Source organism: Caenispirillum bisanense (genome assembly GCF_900230255.1).
Lineage (GTDB): Bacteria > Pseudomonadota > Alphaproteobacteria > Rhodospirillales > Rhodospirillaceae > Caenispirillum > Caenispirillum bisanense_A.
Genome location: NZ_OCNJ01000001.1, coordinates 65,019 through 84,855, shown reverse-complemented (window position 1 = coordinate 84,855; position 19,837 = coordinate 65,019). Strand labels below are relative to the sequence as shown.

16 protein-coding genes are annotated in these 19,837 nt (G+C 69.1%); 6 read left to right on the top strand and 10 right to left on the bottom strand.

Translation table 11 applies throughout. The annotated features are described in order from the left end of the window. Positions 1-55: 55 nt before the first annotated feature. A complete protein-coding gene (locus CRP50_RS00425) occupies positions 56-1,411 on the top strand; it encodes a class I SAM-dependent methyltransferase (RefSeq protein WP_416045193.1) in 1,356 nt (451 codons plus the stop codon). A gap of 53 nt (positions 1,412-1,464) precedes the next feature. Further along, on the top strand, positions 1,465-2,874 hold the full coding sequence (locus tag CRP50_RS00420; RefSeq protein WP_141415040.1) for an exonuclease domain-containing protein: 1,410 nt from the start codon (positions 1,465-1,467) through the stop codon (positions 2,872-2,874). Between the two features lie 14 nt (positions 2,875-2,888). Here CRP50_RS00420 and CRP50_RS00415 read toward each other — a convergent pair whose 3' ends face one another. Together CRP50_RS00415 and CRP50_RS00410 are read right to left on the bottom strand one after the other, a co-directional pair. Next, positions 2,889-3,539: a CPBP family intramembrane glutamic endopeptidase gene (locus tag CRP50_RS00415; RefSeq protein ID WP_097277008.1), complete on the bottom strand. Its 651-nt coding sequence runs from the start codon at positions 3,537-3,539 to the stop codon at positions 2,889-2,891. Between the two features lie 166 nt (positions 3,540-3,705). Beyond that, on the bottom strand, positions 3,706-4,236 hold the full coding sequence (locus tag CRP50_RS00410; protein ID WP_097277007.1) for an Lrp/AsnC family transcriptional regulator: 531 nt from the start codon (positions 4,234-4,236) through the stop codon (positions 3,706-3,708). A gap of 472 nt (positions 4,237-4,708) precedes the next feature. Here CRP50_RS00410 and CRP50_RS00405 point away from each other — a divergent pair, with 472 nt between their 5' ends. The 3 genes from CRP50_RS00405 (at position 4,709) to CRP50_RS00395 (ending at position 7,593) form a co-directional block, all read left to right on the top strand. Further along, a complete protein-coding gene (locus tag CRP50_RS00405) occupies positions 4,709-5,311 on the top strand; it encodes a peroxiredoxin (protein ID WP_416045198.1) in 603 nt (200 codons plus the stop codon). Positions 5,312-5,516: 205 nt separating this feature from the next. Next, entirely contained in the window at positions 5,517-6,464 is a 948-nt protein-coding gene (gene trxB, locus CRP50_RS00400; protein ID WP_097277005.1) for a thioredoxin-disulfide reductase, read from the top strand. Between the two features lie 241 nt (positions 6,465-6,705). Further along, entirely contained in the window at positions 6,706-7,593 is an 888-nt protein-coding gene (locus CRP50_RS00395; protein ID WP_176525018.1) for a LysR family transcriptional regulator, read from the top strand. Between the two features lie 200 nt (positions 7,594-7,793). On the opposite strand, the gene CRP50_RS00390 is transcribed toward CRP50_RS00395, so the two are convergent. The 3 genes from CRP50_RS00390 to CRP50_RS00380 all read right to left on the bottom strand — a co-directional run bounded on the left by CRP50_RS00390 (position 7,794) and on the right by CRP50_RS00380 (position 10,098). After that, complete coding sequence (locus CRP50_RS00390; RefSeq protein WP_097277003.1) at positions 7,794-8,546, bottom strand: amino acid ABC transporter ATP-binding protein; 753 nt, start codon at positions 8,544-8,546, stop codon at positions 7,794-7,796. A gap of 26 nt (positions 8,547-8,572) precedes the next feature. Next, positions 8,573-9,247, bottom strand: coding sequence for an amino acid ABC transporter permease (locus tag CRP50_RS00385; protein WP_097277002.1), 675 nt, complete (start codon positions 9,245-9,247; stop codon positions 8,573-8,575). A gap of 80 nt (positions 9,248-9,327) precedes the next feature. After that, positions 9,328-10,098 carry a transporter substrate-binding domain-containing protein gene (locus CRP50_RS00380; RefSeq protein WP_245913319.1) on the bottom strand — a complete coding sequence of 257 codons (771 nt, stop codon included), beginning with the start codon at positions 10,096-10,098 and terminating at the stop codon, positions 9,328-9,330. 336 nt (positions 10,099-10,434) lie between these two features. Here CRP50_RS00380 and tyrS point away from each other — a divergent pair, with 336 nt between their 5' ends. Further along, entirely contained in the window at positions 10,435-11,688 is a 1,254-nt protein-coding gene (gene tyrS, locus CRP50_RS00375) for a tyrosine--tRNA ligase (protein ID WP_097277000.1), read from the top strand. A 262-nt stretch (positions 11,689-11,950) separates the two neighbouring features. Here tyrS and ettA read toward each other — a convergent pair whose 3' ends face one another. From ettA to carA, 5 genes are all read right to left on the bottom strand, one after another. Then, positions 11,951-13,633: an energy-dependent translational throttle protein EttA gene (gene ettA / locus CRP50_RS00370; protein ID WP_097276999.1), complete on the bottom strand. Its 1,683-nt coding sequence runs from the start codon at positions 13,631-13,633 to the stop codon at positions 11,951-11,953. A gap of 69 nt (positions 13,634-13,702) precedes the next feature. Further along, positions 13,703-14,281 (bottom strand): alpha-ketoglutarate-dependent dioxygenase AlkB, encoded by a 579-nt coding sequence (locus tag CRP50_RS00365; RefSeq protein ID WP_097276998.1) that lies wholly within the window; start codon positions 14,279-14,281, stop codon positions 13,703-13,705. Positions 14,282-14,651: 370 nt separating this feature from the next. Next, positions 14,652-15,137 carry a transcription elongation factor GreA gene (greA, locus tag CRP50_RS00360; RefSeq protein ID WP_097276997.1) on the bottom strand — a complete coding sequence of 162 codons (486 nt, stop codon included), beginning with the start codon at positions 15,135-15,137 and terminating at the stop codon, positions 14,652-14,654. Between the two features lie 71 nt (positions 15,138-15,208). Continuing rightward, positions 15,209-18,457, bottom strand: a complete 3,249-nt coding sequence (gene carB / locus CRP50_RS00355; protein ID WP_097276996.1) for a carbamoyl-phosphate synthase large subunit — start codon at positions 18,455-18,457, stop codon at positions 15,209-15,211. A gap of 136 nt (positions 18,458-18,593) precedes the next feature. Continuing rightward, positions 18,594-19,769 (bottom strand): glutamine-hydrolyzing carbamoyl-phosphate synthase small subunit, encoded by a 1,176-nt coding sequence (carA, locus tag CRP50_RS00350; protein ID WP_097276995.1) that lies wholly within the window; start codon positions 19,767-19,769, stop codon positions 18,594-18,596. Positions 19,770-19,837: the final 68 nt, after the last annotated feature.

Genomic DNA, 19,837 nt, shown 5'->3' with positions numbered 1-19,837 from the left:
GACCAGGGCGGAAGAAGGAGCGGCCATGCTTCTGGCGAAAGTCTTACGGCGTCTCGTGACATACGGTGATCTGGTGGTGATCGACGCCGACGGCGAAAGTCACCGCTTCGGTGGCAGGCCCATCACCGACGTCTCTCCCGCCGACCTGCCGGCGCCGGTGCGCCTGCGGCTGAAGGACAGACGGCTCCACTGGCGCCTCGTGGTCAACCCCGGGTTGGCCTTCGGGGAGGGCTACATGGACGGCGGCATCGAGATCGAGCAGGGCTCCTTGCGCGACGTGCTCGGGCTGTTCATGTACAACATGCACCGCGGCAACGGCCATTGGACCATCCGCCTGCAGGAGCGCCTGAACGGCTGGCTGCGCTGGCTGCACCAGCACAACCCGGTGGACGTGGCGCGCAAGAACGTGGCCCATCACTACGACCTGTCGGGCGAGCTTTACGACCTGTTCCTCGACCGCGACCGCCAGTATTCCTGCGCCTACTTCCCGACCGGCATGGAGAGCCTCGACGTCGCCCAGGAGGCCAAGAAACGCCACATCGCCGCCAAGCTGCTGCTGCAGCCGGGCCTGCGGGTGCTCGACATCGGCTGCGGCTGGGGCGGCATGGCGCTCTATCTGGCGCGCGAGTTCGGCGCCCACGTCACCGGCGTCACCCTGTCGCGCGAGCAACTGGCAGTCGCGCGCCGGCGGGCGGCGGAGGAAAAGCTGGAGCACCGCGTCACCTTCCAATTGCTCGACTACCGGCTGGTGGACGACCAGTTCGACCGCATCGTCTCGGTCGGCATGTTCGAGCACGTCGGCGCCCGCCATTACCGCGAGTTCTTCGGCAAGGTGCGCGACCTGCTGAAGCCCGACGGCATCGCCCTGCTGCACACCATCGGCCGCCCCGAACCGCCGGGCGGCACCAACGCCTGGATCCGCAAGTACATCTTCCCCGGCGGCTATTCCCCCGCCCTGTCGGAGCTGATGGCGGCGGTGGAGCACGAGCGCCTCATCCCCTGCGACGTCGAGATGCTGCGCCTGCACTACGCCAAGACGCTGCGCCACTGGCACGACCGCTTCCAGGCCAACCGCGACGAGGCGAAGGCCCTCTACGACGAGCGGTTCTGCCGCATGTGGGAGTTCTATCTGGTGGCCTCGGAGATGGCCTTCCGCCACGAGAGCCACATGATCTTCCAGGTCCAACTGGCCCGCCATCAGGAGGCGGTGCCGCTGGTGCGCGACTACGTCACCGCTTTCGAGGCGACGCAGCCCCTGCGTCTGGCCGCCGCCGAGGATCGCGCCGCCGCCCCGGCCCGGCGGACGGCCGCACGACCCAAGACGGCGGCCGGCCGCGGCAACGGCAGCCGCAAGCCGCAGCCGGCGACCGCCGAGGCCCCGGCGCGGAGCCGGGAGCCGGTGGCGCACTGAGGGCGGCGCCGCGACCGTCGGCGAACCGCAGGAAGGGAGGAAGGATGGGCGGCATGACCCGGCACGGCCCGACACGCCGCACCCTGCGGCTGGCCTTCCTCGCGCTGGCGGCCGTGGTTCTGGCCGCCGTCGGCGGGGCGGTGTGGCTGGTGGCCGACGCCGGCCTGCTGCGCGATGCCGCCGGGGCGCCCGCCGTGCCGGCGCTGGTGGTGCTCGCCCTCGCCTTCGCGGCGCTGACCGGGCTGTGGGCCTGCTGGGGCGTGCTCGCCAGCCACTTCGCCGACCTGGAACGGCTGCGCGCCGGGGTCCTGGTCGCCTCGGTCAGCCGCGACGGCCGCCTGCCGCCGCCGCGCGACCGCGCCGCCGGCCCCGACGAGGTCGCCCGCCTGCGCGAGGCGGTGGAAACCCTGGTGCTACGCCGCCTGTTCCCCTCCGCCGGCCCCGACGAGCGGCTCACCGCCGTGCTGGCGACCCTGGACGAAGCCATCCTGGTGGTCACCGAGCAGGGCCAGGTGAGCCTGGTCAACGCCGCCGCCCGCGCCTTGCTGGGGGACGAGCCGGTGCGCGTCGGCTCCTCGGTCTTCGCGGCGCTGGAGCGCGACGACCTGCTCGACGCCATGGCCCATGCCCATGCCGAGCCCGGCGGCGCCGTCGACGCCACCCTGCCCGGCGTCGACGGCCGGCGCTGGCCGGCGCGCATCTGCGAGCTGACCGGCCACGGCGGCTATGTCGTGCGCCTCACCGCCACGCCGGTGGGCGGGCCGCGCCTGCGGGTGGTGGCGGAAGACGGCGCGGTGCATCACGACCTTTCGCTGCACGACGCGCTGCCCGAGGCCGCCGCCGACGACGCGACGCCGCTGTTCGACCTGCCCGCACTGGTGTTCGACTGCGAGTCGACGGGCCTCGACGTGCGCGCCGACCGCATCGTCTCCATGGGCGGCGTGCGGGTGCATGGGACGCGCATCTTCCACATCGCCAACATCGACCGGCTGGTGAACCCCGGCGTGCCGATCCCGCCTCGGTCGTCGGCCATCCACGGCATCACCGACGAGCTGGCGCGCGACGCCCCGCCCTTCCCCGAGGTGTGGCCGGCGCTGGAGCCGCTGCTGCGCGGGGCGGTGCTGGTCGGCCACAACATCGGCTTCGACCTGGCGCTGCTGCGCCGCGAGTGCAGCCTCGCCGGCCTCACGCCGCCCGCCCCGCCGACCCTCGACACCCTGCTGCTCGCCGGCCTTTTGTTCCCCGACATGACCGACCTGAGCCTGGAGGCTTTGGCCGAACGGCTCGGCGTCGACATCCACGGGCGGCACACCGCCCTCGGCGACGCGCTGGTGACGGCGGAGCTTTACGTGCGGCTGCTGCCCCTGCTCGACTCGGCGGGGATCGCGACGCTGGCCGAGGCGCGCGCCTTCACCGGCCGGGCGACGGCCCTGCGGGCGCGCCAGCGGGCCATGGGATGGTGAGCGGGCGGGCGCCCTCAGCCGACGGGCAGGCCGACGCCCAGCAGTTCCTGCCAGTCGATCCAGCTGATGAGCCACAGGTCGATGAGCGTATGCGCCGCCACCGCCGGCCACAGCGAGCCGGTGCGGTAGACGCAGACCATGAAGAGGACGCCCGAGACCGTCGTCATGGCGACGTGGCCGAGACCGCCGGACCAATGCCACAGCCCGAACAGCAGCGAAGCGGCCAGCGTCACCAGCACCGGGTGCCAGCCGCGGTCCTCCAACGTGCGCTTGACCAGGCCGCGGGCCACGATCTCCTCGCTCAACGCGACCAGGGGGATGCCGATGGCGGTATCGAGCAGCAGCCACAGGTGGTCGTCGGCGATGGGCGCCCAGCCCCACGGCTGGCCGGGGATGTACCAGCGCAGCGGGAAGGCGAGCACGATGGCGAGGGTCAGCCCGACGGTCCAGCCGATGCCCTGCAGGCTGCGGTAGGGGCGCCCGGCCAGCGGCCGCAGCGCCCGTCGCCCCGCCGGCACCACCAGGGCGGCGACCACGACGGTGGCGCGCAGGACCATCTCGACGGCGACGTAGGTGCCGTACTCCACCTGAAAGATCAGGTAGAGGTCGTTGACGAGGAACGGCACGACGCACAGCGTCGTCAGGACGGGCAGCGAAAGGCGCATGGACGGCCGCCGATGGAAGGTGCGCCCGCTTTAGCACAGGCCCCCGGCCGGCGGAACGGCCCCGCCGCGGCGTGTTGCACTTTCGTCACGGAGTGTTGCAGTGCCGCCGCGCCTCGGGCGTACCGCCGCCGCTGAAGGGGGAGGAAAGAAGAAGGGCGCCGATTGCTCAGCGCCCCTCGCCATCCGCGTCGTGGTCCCGTTCCGGGTGGGGTTCGGGGCCGGAGTCCACGTCGATGGGCACCCCGGGCTGCTGCTTGCCCGTGCGGATCGCCAGCGCCGACTTCACGTGCGCCACGTTGGGCGCCGCCGTCAGCCGCGTGGTGAGGAACCGCTGGTAATCGTCCCAGTCGTGCGCGACGACCTTCAGAAGAAAGTCGGTCTCGCCCGCCAGCATGTGACATTCGCGCACTTCCGGCCACTGGTTGACCAGTCCTTCGAAGGCGCGCAGGTCGGCCTCCGCCTGGCTGTTCAGGCCGACGTGGGCGAACACCGTCACATGGTAGCCGAGCGCCGCCGGGTCGATGTCGGCGTGATAGCCCCGGATGTAGCCGGCTTCCTCCAGCGCCCGCACGCGCCGCAGGCAGGGCGGCGCCGAGATGCCCGCCCGGCGTGCCAGCTCGACGTTCGTCATGCGACCGTCGGCCTGCAGATCGCTCAGGATGCGCCGATCGATGCGATCAAGCTTCACCCGCTGCATGTCGTAAATTATCCTCCCGGGTAGCGCGTCGGAATCTTGTATCGCACCGACGCAATGATGTTTCAAGGTAATGGCCTCGCGCGGCAATGACAATAAGGCTTTCCGCCCAAAGCCCACAATTATGCTAGGATGCGCCACCTTTCCTGGGTAACGTTCGGCGTGCGCCAGGGTGGCACGGCACCCACCGCCTTCGCCTTCGGCGCGCCGATCGCATGCGCGGGCTTGAGCCGGAGCGCCCGTGCCGCCATGTTGGGGCCACCGTCGCGCCCCGCCCGCCGGACCGTCGGCGGTGCCGGCCGGACCGAAGGTCGCCCCACCCCCTCCGCAAGGAGAAGTCAGGGTGGAATGCCCTACATTTTACTTATTCCGACTTGCAAAAGGGCGTCCGCGACGGCTAGATAGGGGCCGCAGATTTGTCCCATAGGCCCAAGCCATTTCAAGGGGAGCACACATTATGACCGAGACCGTCTCCATCACCTCGCTCGTCGGCAAGCAGGCCCCGGACTTCACCGCCCAGGCCGTGATGCCCGACAACAGCATCAACGCCAGCTTCAACCTGAAGGAATACCTCGGCGGTTCGTACGGCTGGGTGTTCTTCTACCCGCTCGACTTCACCTTCGTGTGCCCGTCCGAGATCATCGCCCACGACCACCGCCTGGCCCAGTTCCAGGAGCGCAACTGCAAGGTCGTGTCGGTGTCCATCGACAGCCAGTTCACCCACCTCGCGTGGAAGAAGACCCCGCAGGACGAGGGTGGCCTCGGCAACGTGCAGTTCCCGATGGTCGCCGACGTGACCAAGGACATCGCCAAGAACTTCGGCGTGCTGCTGCCGGCCGGCGTCGCGCTGCGCGGTTCGTTCCTGATCGACAAGAACTTCAACGTCCGCCACGCCACCATCAACGACCTGCCGCTCGGCCGTAACGTCGACGAAGGCCTGCGCCTGATCGACGCCCTGCAGTTCCACGAAGAGCACGGCGAGGTCTGCCCCGCCGGCTGGACCAAGGGCAAGAAGGGCATGAAGGCCACCCCCGACGGCGTCGCCGCCTTCCTGAAGGAAAGCGCCGGCGAACTCTGAGGCGGCGTTCTTCCGCTCGTGAGCCAGGGGCGCCCGGTCATGCCGGGCGCCCCTTCGCTTTGCCGGACTGCTCCATCGCCCTTGCCGCCGGCCAGCGCGCCGCACATTTGTTGCGTGGCCGGGAACGCCTCACTATCCTCCCCCGACCCATCGTCCCGGACCCGGCCGGGCATCCGTTTTCCGCATCGAGAAGGCCCCGTTCGACATGGCTGAGCATCACACGAAGGTTCTCATCCTGGGCTCCGGCCCGGCCGGCTGCACCGCCGCCATCTACGCCGCCCGCGCCAACCTGGCGCCGATCCTCGTGTCCGGCATCCAGCCGGGCGGCCAGCTGACCATCACCACCGACGTCGAGAACTATCCCGGCTTCGCCGACCCCATCCAGGGGCCATGGCTGATGGAGCAGATGCAGGCCCAGGCGCAGAACGTCGGCACCAACTGGGTGCACGACACCATCGTGTCCGTCGACCTGTCGAGCCGCCCCTTCAAGGCCGTCGGCGACTCGGGCGACGTCTACATCGGCGAGACGGTCGTCATCTCCACCGGCGCCTCGGCGCGCTGGCTGGGCCTGGAGAGCGAGGCCCGCTTCCAGGGCTTCGGCGTCTCGGCCTGCGCCACCTGCGACGGGTTTTTCTTCCGCAACAAGGTGGTCGCGGTCATCGGCGGCGGCAACACGGCGGTCGAGGAAGCCATCTTCCTGACCAACCACGCCAGCAAGGTCTACCTCATCCACCGCCGCGAGGAACTGCGGGCCGAACGCATCATGCAGGACCGCCTGTTCGCCAACCCCAAGATCGAGCCCATCTGGAACACGGTGGTGGCCGACGTGCTGGGCGGCGGCGAGCCGCTGGGCGTCACCGGCGTGCTGCTGGAGGACGTGAAGACCAAGGAAACGCGCGAGCTGCCGCTCGACGGCGTGTTCGTCGCCATCGGCCACACGCCCAACACCAGCCTGTTCCAGGGCCAGTTGGACATGGACGAGAACGGCTACCTCATCACCAAGCCGGACTCGACGGCCACCAACATCCCCGGCGTCTATGCCGCCGGCGACGTGCAGGACCACGTCTACCGCCAGGCCGTCACCGCCGCCGGCACCGGCTGCATGGCCGCCATCGAGGCCGACCGCTTCCTCGCCCTCAACGGCCAGGCCTGAACCACGGGAGCCGGCTTACTCCAGGCCGGCTCGTCCGTGCACCCAACGGCGCGACCGCGCCGCGCGGCCCCTGCCGCGAGAGCCCAGCGGCCGCAGGCCGCGCCCGGCGCCTGAGGGCAAGCACAAGCCGCAGTTATGCGAGCGATGCATGGCTGACATCGCCCGCGTGCTCCGGTAGAACATCAGACGTGTGAAACAATCTGCCCCCGGGGGGACCATGGCGGCCCGTGCGAACACCATGATGGACTGGGACAAGCTGCGGATCTTCCATTCCGTGGCCGAGGCCGGGTCGTTCACCCATGCCGGCGAGTCGCTGAACCTCAGCCAGTCGGCCGTCAGCCGCCAGATCTCGGCGCTGGAGGAGAGCCTCAACGTCTCGCTCTTCCACCGCCATGCGCGCGGGCTGATCCTCACCGAGCAGGGCGAACTGCTCTACAACACGGTGCACGAAGTCTTCGCCAAGCTGTCCATGGCCGAAGCGCGCCTGACCGAAAGCCGCGAGCGCCCCGAAGGGCCGCTCAAGGTGACCACCACGGTCGCCTTCGGCTCTGTGTGGCTGACGCCGCGCATCAAGGAGTTCATGGACACCTACCCCCACATCGAGATGAGCCTGCTGCTCGACGACGGCGAGGTGGACCTGGCCATGCGCGAGGCGGACGTCGCCATCCGCTTCCACCCGCCGCGCCAGCCGGATCTGGTGCAGCGCCACCTCATGGGCCTGCACTACCGCATCTACGCGAGCCCCGAGTACCTGAAGAAGTTCGGCATCCCGAAGACCCCCGACGACCTGGACAGCCACCGCCTCATCGTCTACGGCGAGGACGCCAAGGCGCCGGTCGACAACATGAACTGGCTGCTGACCGCCGGCGGTGTCCCCAAGAAGCGCCGCCAGCCTGTGCTGCGGGTGAACAACATCTACGGCATCTTCCGCGCCGTGCAGTCGGGCCTCGGCATCGCCGCCCTGCCGGAGTACTTCTCCACCGAAGCGACCAACCTGGTACAGGTGCTGCCGGAGCTGCGCGGCCCCGGCTTCGACTGCTTCTTCGTCTACCCGGAGGAACTGCGCCACTCCAAGCGCGTCGCCGTGTTCCGCGACTTCCTGCTGCGCAAGCTGGGCGAGAAGGCGTAAGGCGGCGCGGCTGGTCGGCCGCCGGCGCCGGCTAACCCCTTGAACGCCCTTGGACAGTGTCGTGGCCGGACTTGTTCCGGCCATCCACGGCGTCTCCGGCGGCTGTCGACGGCACCATCCTCCACGGCCACCGTCAGGGGAGCCGTGGAGGCCCGGCTCGGAAGCCTGGCGTGACGAGGAGGGGATGTCGCCCCCGCCCCTCAGTGCTTCAGCACGCGCGACAGGAAGGCCTGGGTGCGTTCGCTCTGCGGGCGGTCGAAGACCTCTTCCGGCGGGCCTTCCTCGACGATCTGGCCCTCGTGGATGTAGATCACCCGGTCGGCGACCTCGCGGGCGAAGCCCATTTCGTGGGTGACGATCATCATGGTCATGCCCTCCCCCGCCAACTCGCGCATGACGTCCAGCACCTCGCCGATCATTTCCGGGTCGAGCGCGCTGGTCGGTTCGTCGAACAGCATGAGGCGCGGCTCCATGGCGAGCGCGCGGGCGATGGCGACGCGCTGCTGCTGGCCGCCCGACAGCTGGGTGGGGTACTTCTCCGCCTGGTTGCCGATACCGACGCGGTCGAGCAGGCGGCGGGCCGTCTCTTCCGCCTCGCGCCGGTCGGTGCCGCGCACCTTCATGGGCGCCAGGGTCACGTTCTGCAGCACGGTCCGGTGCGGGAACAGGTTGAACTGCTGGAACACCATGCCGACCTCGCGCCGGATGGCCTGCAGGTCGCGGCTGCCCTGGTCGCCGGGTTTCAGCGGGTGGCCGTCCACCTCGATGGCGCCCTGCTGGAACGGCTCCAGGCCGTTGACGCAGCGGATGAGCGTCGACTTGCCCGAGCCGCTGGCGCCGATGATGACCACCACCTCGCCCGGCACCACGTCGAGCTCGATGTCGCGCAGCACGTGCAGGCGGCCGAAATACTTGTTCACCTTCTGCATGCGGACGATGGGCTGTTCCGCCATGTCTCTTCCTCCTCCTCGTCCGTCTCTCAGCGGCCGCCGACCACGCCGGTGCGCTCCGCCCAGCGCAGCAGCGCCGACAGGGTGAGCGTGATGGCGAGGTAGAGCAGCGCCACCATCAGGTAGACCTCCAGCGCCGTGAAGGTGGTGGCGATGTAGATCTGGCCCTGGCGCACCAGCTCGCCGACGCCGATCACCGAGAACAGCGACGTGTCCTTGATGCTGACGATGGCCTGGTTGCCGAGCGGCGGGATCATGCGCTTCAGCGCCTGCGGCCAGATGACGTAGCGGAATGTCTGCCCGCGGCTGAGGCCGAGGGACAGGCCGGCTTCGCGCTGGCCGCGGTCGATGCTCTGCACGCCGCCGCGCACGATTTCCGAAATATAGGCGCCCGAGTTCAGGGCGATGGCGGCGATGCCGGCGGTCAGCGCGTTGATGGGGCCGCCGAGCAGCTCCGGCAGGCCGTAGAAGATGAACAGCACCTGCACCAGCACCGGCGTGCCGCGGAACACCTCGATGTAGGCGATGGCCGGCCAGCGCAGCAGGCGCACCGGGTTGATGCTCAGAAGGCCGAAGACGATGCCGAGCAGGAAGCCGAACACGAGGCCGGCGAAGGAAATGAGCAGGGTGTAGGGGATGCCTTCCAGCAGGTAGGGGATCGAAGCGATCGCCGCCTGCCAGTCGAAGGTGAAGTCGCCACCCACCGGGGGAATCTCCTGGCTTGGAAACGGGAACACCGGAGCCCCCGCAGGGGCCCCGGTGCGACGGTCGGGTCAGGGGCGCGTCACTTCTGGGCCGGCGGCGCCTCGCCGAACCACTTCTCGTAGATCTTGGCGTAGGTGCCGTCCTCGCGCATGGAGGCGAGCGCCTCGTTGGCGTCGTCCACCCATTCGCTGCCCTCGTTGAAGGCGATGCCGTACTGCTGGCCTTCATAGAGCGGGCCGGCGGTCTTCACGCGGTCGCCGCCCTTGGTCTTGGCGAAGTAGCCGACGTTGGGCGCGTCGTAGAACACCGCGTCGACGCTGCCCGACATGAGCGCCATGTACATGTCGGCGCTGCCCGGATAGGGGGTGATGTCGGCGCCGTCGCCCAGTTCCTGCTTCAGGTAGTCGAAGCTGGTGGAACCGATCTTGGTGCCGATCTTCTTGCCCTGCAGGTCCGACAGCTCGTCGACGTCGCTGTTCTGCGGCACCAGGATGCGTAGGCCGCTGTCGTAGTACGGGTCGGAGAAGTCGACGATCTGCTCGCGTTCTTCCGTGATGGTGATGCCGGCGATGGCGACATTGGCATTGCCGGTCTGGATGGCCGGGATGATGCCGTTGAAGTCCATGGTGCGCAGGTTGTAGTCGAAGCCGCCGCGCTTGGCGATTTCGGCCAGGATGTCCATGTCGAAGCCGACCATCTCGCCGCTCTGCTGATCCAGCATCTCGAAGGGCACGAAGCTCGGGTCGGTCACCGCCTCGAGGGTGGCGGCCGCGGCGGAGCCCGCGGCGGCAGCGGTGGATGCGGCCACGGCGGCGGCGAGGCAGAAGCGGCGGAAGCGGGTCCTGGTCACGGCTGTCTCCTTCTCGTTTTTCTCAGGCATGCGGGCGCACTACCGGGCCGGAGCCGGCGGCACCCGCTGTTCAACGCCCGGTGCACGCGCTGCGTTTCGACAAAAGCGGGACGGCGGGCGGCGCGGCTTGCCTTCCGCCGACGCCGGCGCTATATGTCCCGCCCATGACCGCGACCCGCACCGCCGCCTTCCAGACCCGCTATTACGCGCCGTCCCCATAACGGCGGCGTCGACGGTCCTTTGCACGATACGAACCCCGCCGCAGGTCGGCGGCTCGTATCGGCGGTGAATGCACCGGGTCTCCGGCCTCCGGCCCTTTCCGGAGACCTTGCAGTCATGACATCCGATCTTCCCGCCTTCCGTTCCGACACCCTGCGGGTGCTGGCCGAGCGCGGCTTCCTGCACCAGGGCACCGACTGGCAGGGGCTCGACGCCCTGTTCGCCGGCGGCGCGCCGGTGACGGCCTACATCGGCTTCGACGCCACCGCCGACAGCCTGCACGTCGGCCACCTGCTGTCGATCATGACCCTGCGCTGGCTGCAGAAGACCGGCCACCGGCCGCTCGTGCTCATGGGCGGCGGCACCACCCGCATCGGCGACCCGAGCTTCCGCGACACCACCCGGCCGCTGCTCGACGACGCCCAGATCGCCGCCAACATCGCCGGCATCCGCCGGGTGTTCGAGCGCTTCCTGACCTTCGGCTCCGGCCCGACCGACGCGGTGATGGTGAACAACGCCGACTGGCTCGACCGCCTCGGCTACATCGCCTTCCTGCGCGACTTCGGGCGGCATTTCTCGGTCAACCGCATGCTGACCTTCGACTCGGTCCGCCAGCGCCTGGACCGCGAGCAACCGCTGACGTTCCTCGAATTCAACTACATGCTGCTGCAGGCCACCGACTTCGTGGAGCTGTCGCGCCGCTTCGGCTGCCGCCTGCAGATGGGCGGCTCCGACCAGTGGGGGAACATCGTCAACGGCGTGGAGCTGGGCCGGCGGGTGGACGACGTGCCGCTGTTCGGCGCCACCACGCCGCTGCTCACCACCGCCTCGGGCACCAAGATGGGCAAGACCGCCGGCGGCGCGGTGTGGCTCAACGCCGAGCGCCGCTCGCCCTTCGAGTTCTGGCAGTTCTGGCGCAATACGGAAGACGCCGACGTCGGCCGCTTCCTGCGCCTGTTCACCGAGCTGCCGCTGGCCGAGATCGACCGCCTCGCCGCCTTGCGCGGGGCGGAGCTGAACGAGGCCAAGAAGGTGCTGGCGACGGCGGTGACGACGCTGGTCCACGGCGCCGACGCGGCCGCCGAGGCGGCGGAAACCGCCCGCCGCGCCTTCGAGGACGGCGCCGCGGCCGACGGCCTGCCGACGGTGGAGGTGTCGGCGGCGGCCCTGGCGGCGGGCCTGCCGCTGGTGGACCTGCTGGTGACGGCGGGCCTCGCCGCGTCCAAGGGCGAGGCGCGGCGGCTGGTGGCCGGCGGCGGTGCCCGGGTGGACGGCGCGGCGGTGGAGGATGCGGCGGCGCTGGTCCAGGGCGCCGGCACCCTGCGCCTGTCGGCGGGGCGGAAGCGGCACGCGCTGGTGCGGGGGGTGTGAAGGCGGCGGCGGCTGCCCGGCTCTTTGCCTGCCCCCACCTCCCCCACCTCCCTTACGTTGTCATGGCCGGACTTGATCCGGCCATCCACGGCGGCACGGACGGCGGCCGCTACTCCATCCTCCACGGCATCCGTCCGGGGAGCCGTGGATGCCCGGCTCGGTGGCCGGGCATGACAAAGAAGAGGGGCGATGATGGCGCCTCCCCAAACGAAAACCGGGGGCCCCTCGCGGAGCCCCCGGTGCCGTGCGTCGAACCGCCGCCTCAGCGGGTCAGCGGCTTGTACTTGATGCGGTGCGGCTGGTCGGCCTCGGCGCCAAGGCGGCGCTTGCGGTCGGCTTCGTAGTCCTGGTAGTTGCCCTCGAACCACTCCACGTGGCTGTCGCCCTCGAAGGCCAGGATGTGCGTCGCGATGCGGTCAAGGAACCAGCGATCGTGCGAGATGACCACGGCGCAGCCCGGGAAGTCCAGCAGCGCCCCTTCCAGGGCCCGCAGGGTGTCAAGGTCCAGGTCGTTGGTCGGTTCGTCGAGCAGGATGACGTTGGCGCCGGACTTCAGCATCTTCGCCAGGTGCACGCGGTTGCGCTCGCCGCCCGACAGCTGGCCGACGCGCTTCTGCTGGTCGGGGCCGCGGAAGTTGAACTGGCCGACGTAGGCGCGGCTCTGGATCTTGCGCACGCCCAGGTCCAGCTCGTCCAGGCCGCCGGAGATTTCCTCCCACACGGTCTTCTTGTCGTCCAGGCTTTCGCGGCTCTGGTCGATGTAGCCGAGCTTCACCGTCTCGCCGACGCGGAGGGTGCCGGTGTCCGGCTCTTCCTTGCCCGTGATCATCTTGAACAGCGTGGTCTTGCCGGCGCCGTTCGGACCGATGATGCCGACGATGCCGCCGGGCGGCAGCTTGAACGACAGGTCCTCGATGAGCAGGCGGTCGCCGAAGGACTTGGTCAGGCCTTCCGCCTCGATCACCACGCCGCCCAGGCGCTCGCCCGGCGGGATGACGATCTGCGAGGCGTCGGGCGCCTTGTTGCGGGCCTCGGCCACCAGGCTGTCGAAGGCGGTGATACGCGCCTTGCTCTTGGCCTGACGGGCCTTCGGGCTGGAGCGGATCCACTCCAGCTCGGCGCTGATGGTGCGCTGGCGGGCGGCCTCTTCGCGCTGCTCCTGCTCCAGGCGCTTCTGCTTCTGCTCGAGCCAGCTGGAGTAGTTGCCCTCGTAGGGGATGCCGCGGCCGCGGTCCAGCTCGAGGATCCAGCCAGTGACGTTGTCGAGGAAGTAGCGATCGTGGGTGACCAGCACGACGGTGCCGGTGTAGTCGCGCAAGAAGCGCTCCAGCCACGCCACCGACTCGGCGTCCAGGTGGTTGGTCGGCTCGTCGAGCATGAGCATGTCGGGGTGCGACAGCAGCAGGCGGCACAGCGCCACGCGGCGCTTTTCACCGCCCGACAGCTTGGTGACGTCGGCATCGGGCGGCGGGCAGCGCAGGGCGTCCATGGCGATCTCGACGCGACGGTCGAGTTCCCAGGCGTCGGCGGCGTCGATCTTTTCCTGCAGCTCGCCCTGCTCGACCATGAGCGCGTTCATCTCGTCGTCGGAGATGTCGGGGTCGGCGAACTTCATGGAGACTTCCTCGAAGCGCACCAGCAGGTCCTTCACGCTGCGCACGCCGTCGAGCACGTTTTCCAGCACGGACTTGGAGGTGTCGAGTTCCGGCTCCTGCGACAGGTAGCCGACCTTGACGCCGTCCGCGGCCCAGGCCTCGCCGCCGAAGTCCTTGTCGATGCCGGCCATGATCTTCAGGACCGTCGACTTACCCGCGCCGTTCGGGCCGAGCACGCCGATCTTCGCCCCGGGCAGGAACGACAGCGTCAGACCCTTCAGGATCTCGCGGCCGCCCGGATAGATCTTGGTCAGGCCCTTCATGACGTAGATGTACTGATATGCGGCCAAGGAAACCTCCGGCGCTTGCGATCTCGGAAAAACGGATTGCCGCGGTTTTACCGCGTTGGCGCGCCGGGTTCAACGGGCGGTGGGGCTTACGCGCACCGTGCGGAAGGTGACGGAGACGCGGCGGCTACGGGGGTGGCGGAGGCCGGCGATCACGTCCGACTTCCGCGCCGCGATGCCGTGCCGCCAGCCGTGGCGCGCCGCGTCGGCCAGGACGGCGAGGCTGTTGGGCGGCAGCGGCAGGTCGACGCGATCCTGTCCGCGCGAGAAGGTCATGACGCAGGGCGAGCCCAGGCTCAGGATGACGATGCGCGGCCCGAAGCACGGCACGCAGTCCACGTGCGGCGCGATCCCCTGCCCCGGCAGGTACTCGTTGACGATCACCTGATCGGGCGCTGCCCCCATGGAGTCGGCGACGCGCGCCGCCAACGGCTCCAGCCACTCCGGCAGCGGGCCGAGCTGGTCGTCGGGGCCGACGGATCGAGTCTTGTAGTCGTACCGATACCCGTAGTGCTGCACCCGTCGCTTGAGGTCGTCGCGCCAGGGCTGGGCGTCGATGCGGGCGAGAAGTGCGGCCGCGTCAGCCTCGGCAACGAAGTCGGGCGTGAGGGAGAGACCGGCGGTGCTGGGGGAGAAGAGGTCGGGGAGCATGGCGGCAGTCCAGTCATATCATTGGCCGAAATACCCACGTCCCGAACTGACTGTGGTGGCCAATGCCGCTCTCGCTCTCATTAGTCATGCGGTGCTCGTACTGCGGATAGCTCTCGCACCAAGGGGAACAAGGCCGACACGCCCAAGCCGTCCTGTGCAAGAGCCCTCCAGCAAACTCCCATGCGCCATCTTTCGCTCCTCCGGCTCGGCGCCCTTTATGGGCGGCCCCATCAGAACGGCTCTACCTGAGGATGAAAACAAATCAAGAACATTCCAAAGGCCGATCTGCGCACTCGCATAAACAAAACCGCCGCGCCCCCTTCCCGGGAACGCGGCGGCCTGAACCTCCGGCGTTGACGCCTGTCCGTCCTCAGACGTCCACGTCCACGAACTTCACCGACACGATTTCGTACGAGCGCGAGCCGCCCGGGGCGTTCACTTCCACCACGTCGCCTTCGCTCTTGCCGATGAGGGCGCGGGCGATGGGGCTCTGGATGGAGATGCGGCCCTGCTTCAGGTCGGCCTCGTGCGGGCCGACGATCTGGTAGCTGACTTCCTCGTCGGTGTCCTCGTCGGCCACCACCACGGTGGCGCCGAAGCGCACCTTGTCGCCCGACATCTTGGCGATGTCGATGACGTCGGCGCGGCCGATGATGTCTTCCAGCTCGGAGATGCGACCCTCGATGAAGCTCTGGCGCTCACGGGCGGCGTGGTACTCGGCGTTCTCGGACAGGTCGCCGTGCTCACGCGCCTCGGCGATCGCCTTGATGACGTTCGGGCGTTCCACCGACCGCAGCTGCTTCAGCTCCTGCTCCAGAAGGGTCAGACCCTTCGGAGTCATGGGAATCTTCTCCATTCGAGAACCCCTGATGAACCTTCAAACGACAAAAAGCGACGGGGCGCGGCAAACGCGCCCCGTCACGACGGCTAACCAAAATAGGACTGAAGCGGCGCCACATCAAGCGCCCCGCTCTTCACCGCCGCAATCGCGTCCACCGCCGCCAGCGCGCCGGCGATGGTGGTGAAGTGCGCGATGTTGCGGGTCAGCGCGGTGTTGCGGATGTCGAAGCTGTCCTTCAGCGCCTGGCTGCCCTCGGTGGTGTTGATGACGGCGTGCACTTCGCCCGAGAGCATGCGGTCGACGCAGTGCGGCCGGCCTTCCAGCACCTTGTTGACGATCTCCACCTCGACGCCGTGCTGCGCCAGGAACGCCGCCGTGCCGCGGGTGGCGAGCACGCCGAAGCCCATGCCCTTCAGCTTCTTGGCGATGGACAGCGCGGCGATCTTGTCGCCGTCGCGCACCGACAGGAACACGGTCCCTTCCATGGGCAGACGGACGCCGGCGCCGATCTGCGACTTGGCGAAGGCGCGGTGGAAGTCCGAGTCGATGCCCATGACCTCGCCCGTCGACTTCATCTCGGGGCCGAGCACGATGTCGACGCCGGGGAAGCGGGCGAAGGGGAACACGGCTTCCTTCACCGCCACGTGCTTGGGCTTGGCGATGGCCGGCAGGTCGAAGTCGGCGATGGTTTCGCCGGCCATGATGCGCGAGGCGATCTTGGCCACCGGCACGCCCGTCGCCTTGGCGACGAAGGGCACCGTGCGGCTGGCGCGCGGGTTCACTTCCAGGATGTAGACGGTGCCCTCCTGGACGGCGAACTGCACGTTCATAAGGCCGACCACGTTCAGGCCCTTGGCGAGCGCCTGGGTCTGGACCTTCAGCTCCTCGATCTTCTCGTCCGACAGCGAGTACGGCGGCAGCGAGCAGGCGGAGTCGCCCGAGTGCACGCCGGCTTCCTCGATGTGCTGCATCACGCCCGCCACGTAGACGCGGCCGGTGGCGTCGCAGATGGCGTCGACGTCGACCTCGATGGCGCCGGCCAGGTAGTGGTCGAGCAGCACCGGATCGTCGCCCGAGACCACCACGGCCTCGTGCATGTAGCGGTCGAGTTCCGCCTCGTCGTGGACGATGCGCATGGCGCGGCCGCCGAGCACGAAGGACGGGCGCACCACCACCGGGTAGCCGACGTCCGCCGCCACCTTGCGCGCCTCGTCCAGCGAGCGGGCGAGGCCGTTGGGCGGCTGCTTGAGGCCCAGGCGGTGCAGCAGCTGCTGGAACCGCTCGCGGTCCTCGGCCAGGTCGATGGCGTCGGGCGTAGTGCCGAGGATGGGGATGCGCGCCTTCTCCAGCGCGTCGGCCAGCTTCAGCGGGGTCTGGCCGCCGAACTGGACGATGACGCCGTGCACCGTGCCGTTGGTCTGTTCCTTGCGGATCAGCTCGATCACGTCCTCGGCGGTCAGCGGCTCGAAGTACAGGCGGTCGGAGGTGTCATAGTCGGTGGACACGGTCTCCGGGTTGCAGTTGACCATGATGGTCTCGTAGCCGGCCTCCTTCAGGGCATAGGCGGCGTGGACGCAGCAGTAGTCGAACTCGATGCCCTGGCCGATGCGGTTGGGGCCGCCGCCGAGGATGACGACCTTCTTCGCGTCGGTCGGCTGGCTCTCGCACTCGCCGGGGGAGACGCCGTCGCCCTCGTAGCAGGAGTACATGTAGGGCGTGTCGGACGGGAACTCGCCGGCGCAGGTGTCGATGCGCTTGTAGACGGGCACCACCTTCAGGTGATGGCGCAGCGCCGCCACCTCGGCCGCCTTGCGCCCCGTCAGCTGGGCGAGGCGCATGTCCGAGAAGCCCATCTTCTTCAGCGCGAGGAGGCCGGCGGTGTCACCCGGCAGGCCGTCTTCGCGAATGCGCGCCTCGGCGTCGATGATGGCCTTGATCTGCTCCAGGAACCACGGGTCGTAGTGGGTGACCTGCGCCACCTCGGGCACCGTGAAGCCGAAGCGGAAGGCCTGGGCGATGGTCAGCAGGCGGTCGGGCTTGGGCTGGGCGAGCGCGGCACGGATGGCGTCGCGGTTCTTGCCGCCCTGCGCCTCGGGGATCTCCACCTCGTTGAGGCCGGTCAGGCCGGTTTCCAGCGAGCGCAGGCCCTTCTGCAGGCTCTCGGCGAAGGTGCGGCCGACCGACATGGCCTCGCCGACCGACTTCATGGAGGTGGTGAGCAGCGCCTCGGCGTCGGGGAACTTCTCGAAGGTGAAGCGCGGGATCTTGGTGACCACGTAGTCGATGGTCGGCTCGAAGCTGGCCGGGGTGCAGCCGGTGATGTCGTTGGTCAGCTCGTCGAGCGTGTAGCCGACCGCCAGCTTGGCCGCCACCTTGGCGATGGGGAAGCCGGTCGCCTTGGACGCCAGCGCCGACGAGCGGCTGACGCGCGGGTTCATCTCGATGACCACCAGGCGGCCGTCGGCCGGGTTGACGGCGAACTGCACGTTGGAGCCGCCGGTGTCGACGCCGATCTCGCGCAGCACCGCGATGGAGGCGTCGCGCATCAGCTGATATTCCTTGTCGGTCAGCGTCAGCGCCGGCGCGACCGTGATGGAGTCGCCCGTGTGCACCCCCATGGGGTCGATGTTCTCGATGGAGCAGATGATGATGCAGTTGTCCGCCTTGTCGCGGACGACCTCCATCTCGTACTCCTTCCAGCCGAGCACGCTTTCCTCGACCAGCACCTCGTTCACCGGCGAGGCCGCCAGGCCGCCGGAAACGATGCGCTCGAACTCGGTCTTGTTGTAGGCGATGCCGCCGCCCAGGCCGCCGAGGGTGAAGGACGGGCGGATGATCGCCGGCAGGCCGACGAATTCCAGCGCCTCGTGGGCTTCCTGCATGTTGGTGACGACGCGCGAGCGCGGGCTTTCCAGGCCGATCTTGTCCATGGCCTCGCGGAACAGCTGGCGGTCCTCGGCCTTCTCGATGACCTCCTTCTTCGCCGCGATCATCTCCACGCCGAACTTGGCCAGCACGCCCATCTCGTCGAGCTTGAGCGCCGTGTTCAGCGCCGTCTGGCCGCCCATGGTGGGCAACAGGGCGTCGGGCCGTTCCTTCTCGATGATCTTGGCCACCATCTCGGGCGTGATCGGCTCGATGTAGGTGGCGTCCGCCATCTCCGGGTCGGTCATGATCGTGGCGGGGTTGGAGTTCACCAGGATGACCCGGTAGCCCTCCTCGCGCAGCGCCTTGCAGGCCTGGGCGCCCGAGTAGTCGAACTCGCAGGCCTGGCCGATGACGATCGGGCCGGCGCCGATGATGAGGATGGACTTGATGTCGGTGCGTTTGGGCATGGCGGCCTGGTCTCTTTTCTCATGGCGGGCCGCGGCGGGGGCGGCCGGCGGCACTCTCTTCTTTTAGTCGCTCATGACGCGGGGCGGAACGTCGTTCGGCGCCCCGCCCCGCGTCTGTCGTGAACCGTCGCGGACGTCAGCCCTTGGCCTGGGCCATCAGGTCGACGAAGCGGCCGAACAGGTAGTGGCTGTCCTGTGGGCCGGGGCTGGCTTCCGGGTGGTACTGCACCGAGAACACCGGCTTGCCCTCGACGCGCAGGCCCTCGACCGAATTGTCGAACAGCGAGACGTGGGTTTCCTTCACGCCCGCCGGCAGGGTCGCGCGGTCGACGCCGAAGCCGTGGTTCTGGCTGGTGATTTCCACCTTGCCCGTCTCCAGGTCCTTCACCGGCTGGTTGGCGCCGCGGTGGCCCTTGTCCATCTTGTAGGTCTTGGCGCCGAGCGCCAGCGCCAGCAGCTGGTGGCCGAGGCAGATGCCGAACAGCGGCTTGCCGGTCTTCAGCACCTCCTGGATCACCGGCACGGCATAGGTGCCGGTGGCGGCCGGGTCGCCGGGGCCGTTGGAGAGGAACACGCCGTCGGGCTCGTGCCGCAGGATGTCTTCCGCCGTCGCCGTCGCCGGCACCACGGTCACCTGGCAGCCCATGTCGGCCAGCGAGCGCAGGATGTTGCGCTTGGCGCCGTAGTCGACGGCGACCACCTTGTACTTGGGCGCGTGCAGCGTGCCGTAACCGTCCTTCAGGGCCCAGCGGGTCTGGCGCCAGTCGTAGGTCTGGGCGCAGGTCACTTCCTTGGCGAGGTCCATGCCTTCGAGGCCGGGCCACTTCTGCGCCAGGGCGACCAGCGCCGGGATGTCGAACGTGCCGTCCGGGCGGTGGGCGATGACGCCGTTGGGGGCGCCGAAGTCGCGGATCTTGCGGGTCAGCGCGCGGGTGTCGATGCCGGTGACGCCGATCAGGCCCATGGCCTTGAGCCAGGCGTCCAGGTGCTGGGCGGCGCGCCAGTTGCTCGGGTCGGTGATGTCGGCGCGCAGGATGCAGCCGCGGGCCGCCGGAGTCGCCGCTTCCAGGTCTTCCGGATTGGCGCCGACGTTGCCGACGTGGGGGAACGTGAAGGTGATGATCTGGCCGGCGTAGGAGGGGTCGGTCATCGTTTCCTGATAACCGGTGAGGCCGGTGTTGAACACCACCTCGCCCACCTTCTCGCCGGTGGCGCCGACGCCGCGGCCCCAGTAGACGGTGCCGTCGGCGAGTACCACCGCCGCCGTCGTGCCGGGGGGCTGCGGGGCGGTGGAAAGGGTCGTGTCAGCCATGAATGCAATCCCAACTCTGGTCACTGGCGTCCGGGCGTGCGCGATCCCGCCCTGGGTGCGTAGGGCGC

Bases quoted from the DNA above. Each gene is read 5' to 3' on its own strand.
- CRP50_RS00415 (WP_097277008.1), bottom strand. From the start codon at position 3,539: ATGCGCCTTTCGCTGCCCGTCCTGACGACGCTGTGCGTCGTGCCGTTC.
- CRP50_RS00395 (WP_176525018.1), top strand. From the start codon at position 6,706: ATGGACTGGGACAAGCTGCGGATCTTCCATTCCGTGGCCGAGGCCGGG.
- carA (WP_097276995.1), bottom strand. From the start codon at position 19,769: ATGGCTGACACGACCCTTTCCACCGCCCCGCAGCCCCCCGGCACGACG.
- CRP50_RS00410 (WP_097277007.1), bottom strand. From the start codon at position 4,236: ATGCAGCGGGTGAAGCTTGATCGCATCGATCGGCGCATCCTGAGCGAT.
- CRP50_RS00420 (WP_141415040.1), top strand. From the start codon at position 1,465: ATGACCCGGCACGGCCCGACACGCCGCACCCTGCGGCTGGCCTTCCTC.
- trxB (WP_097277005.1), top strand. From the start codon at position 5,517: ATGGCTGAGCATCACACGAAGGTTCTCATCCTGGGCTCCGGCCCGGCC.
- tyrS (WP_097277000.1), top strand. From the start codon at position 10,435: ATGACATCCGATCTTCCCGCCTTCCGTTCCGACACCCTGCGGGTGCTG.
- CRP50_RS00390 (WP_097277003.1), bottom strand. From the start codon at position 8,546: ATGGCGGAACAGCCCATCGTCCGCATGCAGAAGGTGAACAAGTATTTC.
- carB (WP_097276996.1), bottom strand. From the start codon at position 18,457: ATGCCCAAACGCACCGACATCAAGTCCATCCTCATCATCGGCGCCGGC.
- CRP50_RS00365 (WP_097276998.1), bottom strand. From the start codon at position 14,281: ATGCTCCCCGACCTCTTCTCCCCCAGCACCGCCGGTCTCTCCCTCACG.
- greA (WP_097276997.1), bottom strand. From the start codon at position 15,137: ATGGAGAAGATTCCCATGACTCCGAAGGGTCTGACCCTTCTGGAGCAG.